The sequence below is a fragment of the Pseudoalteromonas sp. S558 genome, from assembly GCF_005886635.1.
Classification (GTDB): Bacteria; Pseudomonadota; Gammaproteobacteria; order Enterobacterales; family Alteromonadaceae; genus Pseudoalteromonas; species Pseudoalteromonas aliena.
In genome coordinates, this window is the sequence record NZ_PNDU01000422.1 from 1 (window position 1) to 14,316 (window position 14,316).

The window sequence follows — 14,316 nt, forward strand, 5'->3', positions numbered from 1 at the left end:
AATCAATAGTTTTATACCAACCTGCATAAATCTTTGATCAATTTAACGAATTAAATTTCACTATAACGTCGTTAAAAATTTTTATTTAGAACAACTAGATACAAAAATTTTTGCCTGTTCTAGCGTAATTTTCTTAACATTAAATAGACCCCATATATAAGCAGATTGGTATAAATGAAAACGCACTACAAGGATAATTACACTGAATTAGATCGCAGTTTTCATATTGTTAAATAGTTTTCATACTTATACTGATTTGTATAAGTTCACTTCTAAAGTATTAGTTGAGGGGAAGTGTAATTGCAATAATTACACTAAAATTACGAGTAAAGTATTAATTTTTGGGGGAGGTATTTATTAACAAGGCTTTACTATTGCGGCTGTTTTAGCGAGTGCATTATTGTCTAAAATAGTAATGAACTTGCCTTCTACTTTTATTAAGTCGGCTTTTTGAAAACGACTCAGTAAACGGCTTATAGTTTCAACGGTTAGACCTAAATAGTTACCAATCTCTCCGCGTGTCATGGTAAATCTAAATTCTTTACGCGAAAAACCACGCTCACCAAAACGCTCTGACAAGTTATAAATGAAACTAGCTAAGCGTTCCTCTGCTGATTTTTTATTGAGTAATAGCAGCATTTCTTGATCGTATGTAATCTCACTGCTCATTAAGCGCATTATTTGTTGGCGTAGTTTTGGTAATTTACCTGATAGCTCATCGAGGGTATCAAATGGGATTTCGCACACCATTGATGTTTCTAATGCTTGTGAAAAGCTTGGGTGTGTCATTTTATTTATTGCATCAAAGCCAACAAGGTCGCCCGCTAAGTGAAAGCCAGTAATTTGCTCATCGCCTTGCTCTGATAATGTATATGATTTGAATGAACCAGAGCGCACTGCATAAATAGCCTTTAAAGGTGCACCAGATTCAAATAAATAGTCGCCTTTGTGAAGTGGTTTCTTTCGTTCAATGATTTCGTCAAGCTTATCCATTTCTTGGCCATTAAGTGAGAATGGCAAACACAATTGACTGATACTGCAATTATTACAGCTAATAGCACAATTACCTTTAGCGCGACTTTGAGAGAAATCCATAATTTAATCCGTTTTAATTTTTATTCACGACGTTGTCTAGATTAAAGTACCAGCTTGTCGGTTGCAATAATCAATAAGTAGATACCATACCAAATTATAACGCTGCCTAATACAATTCGGGTCCAAGGATGGTTAATTAGTGTGTTTAGCTTTTGCGCGGTAACACCTAATGTGATCATTGCTGGAAAAGTGCCCAAGGCAAAACATAACATAACTAAAGCGCCATCTAGTGCGCTTGGGCTGGTCATGGCCCAAGTTAAAGCTGAGTATACCAGACCACAAGGCAGCCAGCCCCATAAAGCACCATAACCTAAAGCTTTAAAAGGGGAGTTTATTGGCATTAAATATTTATTAAGCTTAACAATATGCTGCCATATTAAAGTTTTTCCAATTTTTTCTAACCATTGTAAAGTGGGCCCTAGACGCATTATATAAACGCCTACAAGTAACATAAAAATGGCAGCAATAAATGAAAGTATTAAAGAAAAAGATGTATTTTGCTTGGCAAATTGGCTGCTAATTCCTGCAACTAGCGCGCCCGCAATCATGTAACTTAGTGCACGACCGATATTATACGCTAATGAGTAAGTGAATGTTTTACGCTTGTCGCTGGCTAACTGCAATGAACCAGCTATACCGCCGCACATAGCAATGCAATGGCCGCTACCAATGAGGCCCATTAAAAATGCACTGGTATAAAGAGGGTCAATCATTGCTTTTGTTATGCTGCTCTTTGTCGTCTTCGAACAAAATACTGTGGCCTTGCTTGTTTAAATCCGAGAACTGCTCGCTTTTTACAGCCCAAAAAAAGACACCAATGGCAATAATGACAAATAAAATAGCAATGGGGATCAAAATGTAAATTATGCTCATAACTTTAATAGCCTTAGTGAATTACAGATCACAATAATTGAGCTGGCAGACATGCCAATGACAGCCATCCACGGAGCAACTAGGCCCAATGCAGCAAGCGGTAATATCGAACCATTGTACAATAAAGACAGCGCAAGGTTTTGCTTAATAATCCGTCTTGTTTGTTTGGCAACATTAAGTAAGTGATCGATTGAAGCTAAATCGCTATTAAGGAGCACTACATCGGCACTGTTTTTTGATATATCAGCGCCGGTTTCCATCGCAATAGATAAATGCGCACTGGCAAATACAGGGCTGTCGTTCACGCCATCACCCACCATTGCTACAACTTCATTTTGTGAAGCCCATTGCTCAACGGCTGTTTGTTTATCTTTTGGTGAGCATCCAGATTGCACACTGTTAAGCTTAAGCTGCTTAGCAATTTTTTGCCCTGCATCTGATGCATCGCCAGTTAACATGTGGCATGTCAACTTTTGTGATTGCAGTGAGTCTACAAGTTGCTTGGCATCTTTTTTAATTTTATCAACAAAGTAAAAACGAGCGACTACGTGTTTGTTTATATATAAGCTCGCTTGTGCATTGGTTTTTTTACTATCAAACCAGCCACTTTTACCTATTGCGTAATGATTCATATCATCTTGCGCGCTAATACCTAACCCAGGGTGAATTTCAACATCGACAAAAGTGCGTTGAGCTGGTGTAAATTCGTTAAAAGCACTGGCAATAGGGTGCTCCGAGTAGCTTTCTAACATAGCCGCTATTTCTAAAATTTGGCCTTTTGTGTATTGTTTATCGAGTATGTCCACGGCATCAAGGCTAAATTTACCTTGGGTGAGTGTGCCTGTTTTATCAAACGCGAATAAGGTTATTTGTGAGAGCGTTTCTAGCACATGTGCTTGTTTTATTAATATGCCTTTTCGAGTTAGTGTCGCTACGGCGCAAGTAAGTGCCGTTGGTATAGCTAAACTCAGTGCACATGGGCAGGTAGCAACTAAAACAGAAATAGTGATCCAAAAGGCATGCTCAGGTGCTATTTGGTACCAACCAATAGCAGTAATTGAAGCAAATATAAGTAAAGAGGCAATAAACCACTGTGCTACTTTATCAGTAATTTCGACTAATTTAGGGCGCTTAGTGAGTGCATTATGTTGCAAACGTATAATTTGGTTGAGCAGCGTGTTTTGACCAATTTTATTGATTTTTATTTCAATAACGCCGTCGTGATTAACGCATCCAGCATAGACATTGTGACCAACAAATTTAGTCACTGGTTGATGCTCCCCTGTCATCATTGACTCATCAACCGTAGTTTTACCTTTAACAAGCTCGCCATCGGCAGGAATTGTTTCACCGGCTTTAATTAGCACTATGTCATTGAGCTTTAGTTTTTTGGCTGCAATTATAAGTTCTTCACCATTATCATTAATTGTTCGCGCTGTTAATGGCAATAATTTTTGTAGGTTAGCAGTAAATTCACTGGCTTTTAAACGCGCTCTAAATTCAAGGTATTTCCCAAGTAATAGTAAAAAGGTAAACATGCATACCGATTCAAAATAGACTTCGCCCACTTCCATAAATGTGGCGTAGCAACTAGCGCCATACGCACCAAAAATAGCCAGTGACACGGGTAAGTCCATGTTGAGCTGTTTAGACTTTAATCCATTGATGGCATTAGTTAAAAAGGGAAGTGCACTGTACAGAATAACAGGGGAAGCAAGGACTAAACTGATCCACCTAAAGTATTGCTCAAAATTACTATCCATGCCTGAGAACATGCCAAAGTACATGGCAAATGCAAACATCATGACTTGCATGGTCATCAAACCTGCAACACCTAAACGGCGAATATAGGCTTTGGCAGTTTGTTGCTTTTGCTGCGCTTCAATATCTGATTGAAATGGGTAGGCTTTATAACCAATTTTGGCTAAGGAAGTAATAATTTCACTCAATGGGGTGCTGGTTTTATCCCACTGGATCATCGCGCGATTTGTTGAGGTATTTACATCAACCCGTTTTACTGTTTTTAAATTTAACAATTGTTTTTCGATGAGCCATGCACAGGCTGCACAAGTTATACCTTCAACACTTAATAATACCTCTGAAATACTATCGTTTGTGGCTATAAACTCATCTTGAATGTCTTCGTTGTCATAACTTTTTATAAATGCGAGTTGCTCAGGTACTAGCTGTTCGACCTTACCAGCACGAACTGTGCGGTACTTATAATAATCAGTCATACCTTGATCAACAATATTTTGCGCAACGGCTTGGCAGCCAATGCAACACATTGGCTGTGCTTTATCATCAATGATAACGCTTGCACTAAATCCGTTTGGCACACTCTCAAGGCAATGAAAGCAAGAGTTAGACATAGTCAGGACTACTTATAGTTAGGATTAACTAAAACGGTATGTTCAGTTGGTAAAATAATATTTTCTTTTAGTTTCCAGCTACCGTCTACGGGCTCAATAAATACTGAGTAGGCACCTAGTGTAAAATCATTCAGTAATGCCGTAAATTCTTGGTTTGCATTTGGAGTAAGCATAGCTTCAAAGTCATGTGCTTTTATAGTGCGATGATAAAACGAGAGTTTTAATGCATGCACATTACTGCTGTCGCCTTTTGTAAATTTGAAACTTACGCGCTCGTTAGTGACATTTAATTCGCCATGTAGGTAAAGTGCTTTTGCTTTTTCAAACTTACTAAGCTCTAAGTTTATTGCTTTACCTTTTTTGTAGTAGTCATCAACAACCATGTCTGGGCCGTTACCTATTGCTGTAATAAATAAGCTGATACAGCCAATAATGGCCGCTAATGGGAAAAAGATTAAAAACCAAGGCCAAAAATTTTTATACCACGGAGTAGGTTGCATAGTGTCTCTAAAATTAGTTTAGGAAAGGCTATTTTATAGGAATTATACGTAAAAGACTAAAAAAAAGCCTCACAGTGGAGGCTTTTTTGATCTGGATTAATCTATTGAATTAAATAAATTAATTTATAAACATTTTATTAACCGCGTGATTATTTATCTTGCGATAAACTGTAAACATAGGCAGTTAATAAGTGAATTTTATCTTCACCTAAAATGTCTTTCCATGCTGGCATTACGCCGGCACGGCCATGGTTAAGAGTTTCCTCAACAGCGCGTTGAGAGCCACCATATAACCAAATGTTATCAGTCAGGTTTGGCGCGCCAAATGGCAGGTTATGTGCAACCGACCCTTTACCGTCAGCACCGTGACATGCGGCGCACATTGCAAATTTTGCTTCGCCTGCTGCTGCATCTTTTTGGTTAACGGTACGACCAGAAAGGCTCAGCACATGTGCTGTCATTTCTTTAATACCTTGCTCGCCAAGGGCTGGGCCCCAAGCAGGCATTGCTGCAATACGACCAAGTAAGAGTGTTTCTCTAATTTTGTCTGGTGTACCGCCATATAACCAATCTTTATCAGTTAGGTTAGGGAAGCCAGTTCCACCACGCGCATCAGAACCATGACATTGCGCACAGTTTTGTGAGAATAAACGCTGACCAATTTCGATGGCTAATTGACCATCTGTTTGTTCATGTTTGCTACCGTTTTCAAGTGCAACTTGCTGCGCTGCGTCACCTTCAAACTTAGAATTAACTAAATCTAAAACTGGCACTTGTGCTAATCGGTTGAAAATAGGACCAAAACGCTCTTCTGCGGCTTCGTACTCTTTATCAAGCTTTACAAAGCGACCATCTGCTTTTGCATCTGCAACTGCTTGTTTAGATTCAGCTAAAGAGGTAATACCTTGGTTAGAGCTAGTCCATTTACCTAATCCTTCCCAGTTGCCTAAACCTGGATAAGCTGCAAGGTAATATACAGACCAAATAAAAGTAGCGAAGAACATGTAAGTCCACCATTTTGGTAGTGGGTTATTTAACTCTTCAATGCCGTCAAATTCATGTCCACAGCTTTCACCTTCTTTTACGCCAGTATAGTTTTTTAAGTTCCAAACTAGTAAGCCAAAGATGATGAATAAGCATGCAAGGGTTAATACAATAACCCAAATACTCCAAAAGCTAGTCATTTTTCAGACTCCTTTTCCTCGTTAGAGAGTGTGTTGTCATGTTTTTTTTCATCTTCAAAAATGGCATTAGCAGCGCTATCAAAACGAGTTTTGCTACGCTTGCTGTATGCCCATACAACAATCACAATAAACAATACTAAAATTACCAGAGTCAAAATGCCTCTGTATGTTCCGTAATCCATAATTTTTTACTTCAAGTGGGTGCCAAGTTGCTGTAAATACGCGATTAGGGCTTGCATTTCAGTTGCGCCTTCGCCGTTATTCATAGCGTTAACCTTCTCAACATCAGCTTGAAGCTCTTCGTCGCTGCCATAACCCAAACCCGGGTGTTTAGGGTTTTGTGGGTTGATAGCAAAAGTATCACGGAAAATTTGTAGTTTTTTCAGAGTCAGGCTGGTATCTACCTTATCCTCTGCTAACCAAGGAAAACCTGGCATATTAGACTCAGGAACCACAGCCCGAGGGTCCACTAAGTGAGCATAATGCCAATCATCCGAGTAACGTTTACCAACGCGTGCTAAATCAGGACCAGTTCGTTTAGAACCCCATTGGAAAGGGTGATCCCATACTGACTCGCCTGCTACAGAGTAGTGACCGTAACGCTCAACTTCATCACGAAAAGGGCGGATCATTTGTGAATGACAGTTGTAACAACCTTCACGCACATATATATCTCGGCCTTCCATTTCTAAAGCATTTAGAGGGCGCAGGCCTTCTACCGGCTTAGTGGTATCGTCTTGGAACATTAGCGGAGTAATTTCAACTAGTGCACCAAAGCTGATAGCAAAAACAGTCAGAATAGCCATAAGGCCAACGTTTTTTTCTACTATCTCATGTTTATTTTGTGAATTTTTATTGCTCATCATCTCACTCCGTTATGCTAATTGTGCTTGCGCGTCTAACTTCAGAGATTCTTTCTCAGCTGAAATTGTACGGAAAACGTTATAAGCCATAACTAACATGCCTGCTACGATGAATACACCGCCAACAAAACGCATGATGTAGAAAGGATGCGACGCTTCTAAAGACTGCACAAAGCTGTACATTAATGTACCGTCAGCATTTACTGCACGCCACATTAGACCTTGCATTACACCAGATATCCACATTGCAACAATGTATAAAACAACACCGACAGTGTGTAACCAGAAGTGAGTATTAACCAATTTAACGCTATACATACGACCTTGCGCAAATAACGCAGGAATTAAGTGGTAAATAGCACCAATTGAGATCATCGCAACCCAACCTAGTGCACCTGAGTGTACGTGGCCGATTGTCCAATCTGTGTAGTGAGATAATGCATTTACAGATTTAATTGCCATCATTGGACCTTCAAACGTAGACATACCGTAGAAAGATAATGAAACAACTAAGAAACGTAATACTGGGTCAGTACGTAGTTTATGCCACGCGCCAGACAGTGTCATAATACCGTTGATCATACCACCCCAAGACGGTACGAATAAGATAATAGACATAACCATACCTAAACTTTGCGTCCAATCAGGAAGCGCAGTGTAGTGAAGGTGATGAGGACCTGCCCAGATGTATAATGAAATTAACGCCCAAAAGTGAACAACCGATAAACGGTATGAGTAAACTGGACGACCTGCTTGCTTTGGTACGAAGTAATACATCATACCCAAGAAACCAGCCGTTAGTAGGAAGCCTACTGCATTATGTCCGTACCACCACTGAACCATCGCATCTACCGCACCTGCATAGATTGAGTACGATTTAGTTAACGATACCGGCACTGCCATGCTATTTACAATATGAAGCACAGCAACAGTGATAATAAAGCCAGCGTAGAACCAGTTAGCAACATAGATATGCGACACTTTACGCTTGATTAAAGTACCAAAGAATACAATCGCATAAATAATCCAAACCACAGCGATTAAAATATCGATTGGCCATTCAAGCTCTGCATATTCTTTAGAGCTAGTAATACCAAGTGGTAGCGTTATTACTGCTAATACAATAACGAGCTGCCAGCCCCAAAATGAAATGGCGGCGAGTTTGTCTGAGAAAAGACGCGTTTGACAAGTACGTTGAACGACATAATAAGATGTCGCAAAAAGTGCACTGGTACCAAATGCGAAAATTACTGCGTTCGTGTGTAACGGACGTAGTCGAGAGTAAGTTAACCATGGTGTATCAAAGTTAAGTGCTGGCCAAGCTAATTGGGCAGCAATCAGAACCCCAATACTCATGCCAACGATGCCCCAAATCACTGTCATAATAGCGAATTGGCGTACAACTTTATAGTTATACTCAGTTTGTGATGCTACTGTTTGGCTCATTTTCTGGCTTCCGCTGCAATAAATGCGTTTAGAAATGAATTACCCACCGATAAAAAGTGGGGCCTACTATTACTTCACAAGCATGTTACCTAAAACGTTCAAAGCATGAATGCTTCAGAAAACAAACTCGAGAAACCCTTAATTTTTGCGGGTGAAATGATAAATTTTTTGACCTAAAAAAGATAGTTCAATTACGTAATATTATGACATCAATCAAACTTTGTGAGTTTGTTGTTTATTTTTTGATACAGTTTGTGCCATATTTCTACTAAGCGTAACATTACTACTTGTTATTTATAGACCCGATTATTAAGATTCGCTTTTATTTACAGCGAGATTATTATGCTTGGATGCAGATTACCCGTATTTTTAGTACTGACTTTGTTATTAACAGCATGCGATTTTTCTGAAAACAATGAGGTTTTGCTCGAAAGTACAGAGGCATGCGATGCTAATTTACCCTGTACTTTCCCAAGTGGTGTTAAAATATGGCTAAGTGACTCCTCGCCTTCGCCCGAAACCCCCTTTACAATTTTTAGCAAACTGCCTAGCGGGCTACACATTACAAATGCCAAACTAAAAGGTATTACTATGTATATGGGCTATATACCACAACAGTTTAAGCAATACGGCGATAGTTGGCAAAGCGAAACTATGGTGGGTATATGCGCTGAAAAAAACATGCTTTGGAACTTAGAACTTACCTTAGTAAATAAAACCACCTCAGTTGAAAAAACACTCCATTACCCTTTTTATGTAAATTACTAACATCACTCTATGCCCTAGATTGATACGAGCGATTATTGCGTTCGATCACCATACACTTTCCAGTCTTTTTATGAAGTGCGCTTTGCTGTTGGTTATTCAAGTTATTCAGTAAACACATCAGAGGCTTCTCTAATAAATATGTAAAGTGAGTTAAACCGTTCAAGTTGCTCACAATAACCGCATAAATATAGTTAGTAATTAACATTTAGTTTTGCGCTTTTAATAATGTGTTGTGATTAACTTGTTAATTTGCATTTGCTAAGCTTATTTCTTGTATGATTACATATAATTACAAACTACATCATATTGGTTTCACCTGTTTTTTAATTGTATCAAAGTCTGTTTAATTTATTGATTTTTATCTGTATTATTTAGTCTACAATGAAACAAGTTATAACCTTTGTACCTTGAATGTTTCATTCCTATTATCCACTGTCAAAAATCAACCTACTATTAAGTTTTCGTTCAGTTAACTGGGCCTAAGTTGCCTGCCCAGCTCACCAATCTTATAAAAGTGAGTGTTACCAATATTGGTAAATTTCCAACAAGTAGGGTTCTTTCATGAAAAAATCAACTCTTGGCTTAGCTGTAATTGCAGCAATTCCAATGTTCTCAAGTGTGCAAGTTTTAGCTGCTGATGAAGCTGTAAAATCAATCGAAAAAATTCAAGTTACGGGTTCTCGTATTAAGCGTTCAGATATGGAAACTGCTAGCCCAGTAACACTCATTGGCGCAGATGAAATAAGAGCATCTGGTGCAACATCTGTTGATAGCGTACTTCAACAAATGACCGCAACAGGCGGTGCAATGACCAACCCAGGCGTAAATAATGGCTCTGATGGTAATGCATCTATCAACTTACGTGGTCTAGGCTCACAACGTACATTAGTACTTGTGAACGGACGTCGTATGATCAACTCTGGTACAGGTGCAGCGTCTACTGTTGATTTAAATACAATTCCAGTTTCTATGATTAAGCAAATTGAAGTACTTAAAGATGGCGCTTCAGCTGTATACGGTACAGATGCAGTTGCTGGTGTTGTAAATATTATTCTAAAAAATGATTTTGAAGGCCTTGATTTAAACGTCAATTCTGCAATGACATCAAAGCATGATGCAACTGAAAACTCTATTGACTTCACAGTAGGTACTTCATTCGATAAAGGTAATATTGTTTTTGGTGCGCAGTACACAAATCGTGGCGAAGCAAGCCAAGCTAACAGACGTTTTTCAGATTGCCCAATTGAAGAAGGGAGTAACGGTTTTTATTGTGGAGGTTCTTCATTCAGTGAAGGCGGCCATATTCAAAACAGTTTAACTGCTGGTATTTTAAATAAAAAAGGTGAAATTGAACAAACTGGTATAGCTGACGATAGTGGTTTGAGCGGTTTAGGCGGGTTACACCGTTATTCAGCTGAAAATGATTCATACAACTATGCTCGCAGTAGTTACTTGTATACGCCGATGAACCGATTAAATATTACGGGCCTTGGTACGTATGAGTTATCTGACGACACAAGCTTTTTTAGTGAGTTTACCTATACAAAACGCTGGTCAGAGCAACAGTTAGCACCACAACCAATTAATTTTAAGTTTGCTTATGATCCAAGTACTATGGGCAACAGCCTTTTAGGTCAAACTTTTGACAAACGTCAAGTTGCTAATAATGCATTTGTAAAAGATGCAAATGGTGATTACGTAACAACTGCAACAAATTATGCAGCTGGCGATCCAATCAGCTACCGTCGTCGTATGAGCGAAAGTGGTACACGTAACTACACTCAAACAGTGGATACAGTGCGTATCGTTGTAGGTGCAGAAGGTGTTATTAACGATTACTCGTGGGATCTTTCTGCTAACTTTGGTCGAAATGACTCTGTAAGTAAAACAAGTAACCTGCATAACGTTTCAGCTTTAAAAGCGGATGTTGAGGCAGGTAACTTTAACCCTTTAAATGAAGCTGACTGGGTTCAATCAAACGTAAGTCAATACATTTATAAAGAGCAAGAATCTGGTGGAAGCCAGTTGTTTATCGTTTCAGGTTCTCTTTCTGGTGAAATGTTTGAACTACCAGCAGGTTATGCTGCATTTGCTGCAGGTATTGAGCATCGCCAAGAAAAAGCGTGGGAGGATCCGGATTCAATTGCTGCTCAAGGTTTAGGAAACGACCCTCGCGTAGATCCAACAAGTGGTGGTTTTAATGTAGACGAAGCGTATGTTGAATTTGCAATACCATTGCTAGCAAATGCACCATTCGCTGACAGTGTTGAGTTAAGCGCTGCAATCCGTGCCTTTGATTACAGTACATTTGGTTCAGATAATACGTGGAAATTGGGCTTAACTTGGCGCGCTACCGATGAGTTAATGATGCGTGCAGTACGTTCAACAGCTTTCCGTGCTCCAACAGTTGATGAGTTATACTCAGGCAAAGCCATTTCTTATGATGGCGTAACTTTCCCAGGTGCAGATGATCAAGCTGAAGTAACTGTGGGCGGCAATGCTGCTTTAACACCTGAAGAAGCAGATACGTTAACATTTGGTGTTGTTTATGAGCCACAATGGCTTGACGGTTTTTCAATGACGTTAGATTACTACGATATTGAAATTGAAAATGCTATTAGTACTTACACAAGTCAATTTGTTGTCGATCAGTGTATTAACCCTAATGGTACTGGGACTACATTGTGTGAAAACACTGGTGCGTTAATACGTACTGATGGCCGTATCGTGTTCAACAACCAGTTGCGTAACATAGGCTCAGAAAAAACATCAGGCATAGATTTAAACTTAAAGTATTCATTTGATGCGTTAGGTTTAGCGTGGAAAACAGGCCTTGATACAACCTATTTAGATGAATATGTTGTTGATACTGGCGCGGTAATTGACTATCAAGGTTATATTACAAACGGTAAAGGTGGCTATGCTGATCTTAAGTCTAACCTTCACGTAACTGTCAGTGGTGACTCGTGGGATGCAACATACGAAGCACGTTATGTTGCTGGTATGGACAGCTTTACTTGTCGACTTGATCAAAGCGAATGTATTGCACCGACTACACCATCAGTTGTGTATCATGATATTAGTGGTTCTTACATGATTAACGATGTAGTTACTGTGTCTGCTGGTATCAACAATATGTTTGATAAGCAACCTCCTTACTACACTGGTAATTACTCTGCAAATACTGACCCATATACATATGATGTACTTGGCCGTCGTTTATTTGCTGGTGTAAACATTAAGCTTTAATTAGCAGTTTAATCTTATTGAGGCTCAGTATTTACTGGGCCTTTTTTATTGAACAAAGCTTAGTAGGCAAGTACACTTAAGTTTCTAAAATATAGCGCAATTTCTCCAGCGTTAGAGTAGTCCCCAAAATTAACCAAATCGGCTAAGGAGAACTGATTGTTAAAACAAGACGAAAACTTATCTTTTGTCATTGAACCAGAGCTAAATCCTCGCGCTGAGCAGCGTATTGATCTGTACTTTTCGATCCCGAATGAAATGGGGATCAACCCGCAGACGCTTTCTGAAGAATCTTATTTTAATAACCACTTTAAATCGCATTTAGCCTATAACGCCAATAATATACATTTGCCGTTAGTACGAAGCCGTTTTGTGAGTAAAAACAAAGGCGAGCAGCAAGATTATCGGCAAAACCTTAATTTATTTTGCTACCAAGTGCGTTTAGCACTCGATGCTGATATAAAAGATGCCTTAAAAATTGACGAAGCAGAAGACTTTTATAAACGTGCTAACGAAGTGTATGAACAAAGTGAGGGACTTTTAAAAAAGCTGCGTCGGTATACGCCAGATGATGAAAAGTTACTGCCATTTTTTACCAATGCAGATAACTATTTAAGTTGGCATGTTGAGCAATCTTTTTTAAAGCTTTTAGATGAAGGCCCACGTAGCAGCGATTATGCAAAAGAACGTAATGATTTACTGCAGTTTTGTAAAAATGAAAATACGTACCGCGCTGAAAAAAACTACAACTCAGAAACAACCATGCAAGATGCTAATAGAATAACGAATAAGATGCGCTTGCTACAACGCTTAATTGAGCATGGCGTTATATTACAGCGACAAACTCGTTTTCTGAATAGCTACCTAAAACGTTTGGTCAAAGGCACTGTCACAGCGGTTATAATGGCTTTTGTGATGGTGGTGATATTAAATGCACGTTCTAGTTTTACCGAAGTAACCGCAACACTTATTTTGATTCTAGGGGTTATTTATGGATTACGGGAAATATTTAAAGAAGACATTACACGGGTGATTTGGCGAGCAATCGTGCAAGGGCGTCCCAAATGGCGATTTAGCTTTAAAAACAGTATTACTAAAGATAAGGTGGCGAGCCAGTTTATCTGGCTTGAATATACGCGCTTTAAAAAAATCCCAAAAGAAGTGAAAGCTATTTTTTCAAAACGTCGTCAGCAAAATAAACAAGCCGCGCAGTGGTTGCACTTTGCAAGTGAAACGCGTGTTAGCGCTAAAGAATTTTTACCAGGTTACGATACACTACAACAAACATTACATTTTAACCTTGCACCGTTTGCCCGTTATTTAAAGCGAGGCGAGGGTAAGCTCTATCATTTAGACAGTAATAAAATATCTAAACAGGCGGTAGAAAGGCGTTACCAATTGAACATGGTGCTGATATTAACTGAAGAAGATAAGAAGCTCTACCAACGGTATAAAATAACGCTAAATCGCAGTAAAATAGTGAATATAGAACTTATCTATTCTACAAAATAAAAAGGAGGGCAGATGTAAGTCTGTCCTCCTTTTTTTGTATAAGCATACACTTATTTAGTTAGACCGTGCTTGCTGTATAAAGTTACTTTATCGGATACTAACGTGATTTCTATATTTTTAGTTTCGTCGCCCCAAACACAGTTAGTATGGAGTGTTTTTTCTACGCAGTTATCAGCACTGCCTAATAGTGTTTCAACGTCGGCTTTATCCATGCCTATTTTAATTTTTTCGTAGTTTTCTTGACTTACTTTTGAACACGCTACAAGGCTAAGTAAGGTTGCGATAATTAGAAGTTTTTTCATTTTTATTTCCTAAAGATGAATAATACCAATTTTATTAAAAACATGATCATTCTAGCGTATTAAATAACTCACTAACTACGTTAAAAATTATTCATATAGAACAACTATGTATCATAATTTTAGCTTTGTTATTGAGCTGTTTTCTTATCCCTATT

The 14,316-nt window shown here is 38.8% G+C and carries 13 protein-coding genes; 3 read left to right on the forward strand and 10 right to left on the reverse strand.

Annotation, left to right across the window (positions count from 1 at the left end; translation table 11 throughout):
* Positions 1 to 357: 357 nt before the first annotated feature.
* The 9 genes from CWB66_RS20295 to ccoN all read right to left on the reverse strand — a co-directional run bounded on the left by CWB66_RS20295 (position 358) and on the right by ccoN (position 8,333).
* Positions 358 to 1,095 carry an FNR family transcription factor gene (locus CWB66_RS20295; RefSeq protein WP_138586835.1) on the reverse strand — a complete coding sequence of 246 codons (738 nt, stop codon included), beginning with the start codon at positions 1,093 to 1,095 and terminating at the stop codon, positions 358 to 360.
* Positions 1,096 to 1,136: 41 nt separating this feature from the next.
* On the reverse strand, positions 1,137 to 1,808 hold the full coding sequence (locus CWB66_RS20300) for a sulfite exporter TauE/SafE family protein (protein ID WP_138586837.1): 672 nt from the start codon (positions 1,806 to 1,808) through the stop codon (positions 1,137 to 1,139).
* Positions 1,801 to 1,968, reverse strand: a complete 168-nt coding sequence (ccoS, locus tag CWB66_RS20305) for a cbb3-type cytochrome oxidase assembly protein CcoS (protein WP_002963071.1) — start codon at positions 1,966 to 1,968, stop codon at positions 1,801 to 1,803. The genes CWB66_RS20300 and ccoS overlap by 8 nt, the downstream gene beginning before the upstream one ends.
* Complete coding sequence (locus CWB66_RS20310; protein WP_138586839.1) at positions 1,965 to 4,340, reverse strand: heavy metal translocating P-type ATPase; 2,376 nt, start codon at positions 4,338 to 4,340, stop codon at positions 1,965 to 1,967. The genes ccoS and CWB66_RS20310 overlap by 4 nt, the downstream gene beginning before the upstream one ends.
* 8 nt (positions 4,341 to 4,348) lie before the next feature.
* Positions 4,349 to 4,840 (reverse strand): FixH family protein, encoded by a 492-nt coding sequence (locus CWB66_RS20315; protein WP_138586841.1) that lies wholly within the window; start codon positions 4,838 to 4,840, stop codon positions 4,349 to 4,351.
* Positions 4,841 to 4,989: 149 nt separating this feature from the next.
* The gene (gene ccoP / locus CWB66_RS20320) at positions 4,990 to 6,024 is read right to left on the reverse strand and encodes a cytochrome-c oxidase, cbb3-type subunit III (protein WP_138586843.1); all 1,035 of its coding nucleotides are present in this window, start codon (positions 6,022 to 6,024) and stop codon (positions 4,990 to 4,992) included.
* Positions 6,021 to 6,206 carry a cbb3-type cytochrome oxidase subunit 3 gene (locus tag CWB66_RS20325; RefSeq protein ID WP_138586845.1) on the reverse strand — a complete coding sequence of 62 codons (186 nt, stop codon included), beginning with the start codon at positions 6,204 to 6,206 and terminating at the stop codon, positions 6,021 to 6,023. The genes ccoP and CWB66_RS20325 overlap by 4 nt, the downstream gene beginning before the upstream one ends.
* A gap of 6 nt (positions 6,207 to 6,212) precedes the next feature.
* Positions 6,213 to 6,887 carry a cytochrome-c oxidase, cbb3-type subunit II gene (gene ccoO, locus CWB66_RS20330; RefSeq protein ID WP_138586853.1) on the reverse strand — a complete coding sequence of 225 codons (675 nt, stop codon included), beginning with the start codon at positions 6,885 to 6,887 and terminating at the stop codon, positions 6,213 to 6,215.
* Positions 6,888 to 6,899: 12 nt separating this feature from the next.
* Positions 6,900 to 8,333, reverse strand: a complete 1,434-nt coding sequence (gene ccoN, locus CWB66_RS20335; RefSeq protein WP_077538298.1) for a cytochrome-c oxidase, cbb3-type subunit I — start codon at positions 8,331 to 8,333, stop codon at positions 6,900 to 6,902.
* Positions 8,334 to 8,675: 342 nt separating this feature from the next.
* Here ccoN and CWB66_RS20340 point away from each other — a divergent pair, with 342 nt between their 5' ends.
* The 3 genes from CWB66_RS20340 to CWB66_RS20350 all read left to right on the forward strand — a co-directional run bounded on the left by CWB66_RS20340 (position 8,676) and on the right by CWB66_RS20350 (position 13,859).
* Entirely contained in the window at positions 8,676 to 9,101 is a 426-nt protein-coding gene (locus CWB66_RS20340; RefSeq protein ID WP_138586847.1) for a hypothetical protein, read from the forward strand.
* Positions 9,102 to 9,662: 561 nt separating this feature from the next.
* Entirely contained in the window at positions 9,663 to 12,350 is a 2,688-nt protein-coding gene (locus CWB66_RS20345; RefSeq protein ID WP_138586849.1) for a TonB-dependent receptor, read from the forward strand.
* A gap of 156 nt (positions 12,351 to 12,506) precedes the next feature.
* Positions 12,507 to 13,859 carry a hypothetical protein gene (locus tag CWB66_RS20350; RefSeq protein ID WP_077538295.1) on the forward strand — a complete coding sequence of 451 codons (1,353 nt, stop codon included), beginning with the start codon at positions 12,507 to 12,509 and terminating at the stop codon, positions 13,857 to 13,859.
* Between the two features lie 50 nt (positions 13,860 to 13,909).
* On the opposite strand, the gene CWB66_RS20355 is transcribed toward CWB66_RS20350, so the two are convergent.
* On the reverse strand, positions 13,910 to 14,161 hold the full coding sequence (locus tag CWB66_RS20355; protein WP_138586851.1) for an outer membrane protein assembly factor BamE: 252 nt from the start codon (positions 14,159 to 14,161) through the stop codon (positions 13,910 to 13,912).
* Positions 14,162 to 14,316: the final 155 nt, after the last annotated feature.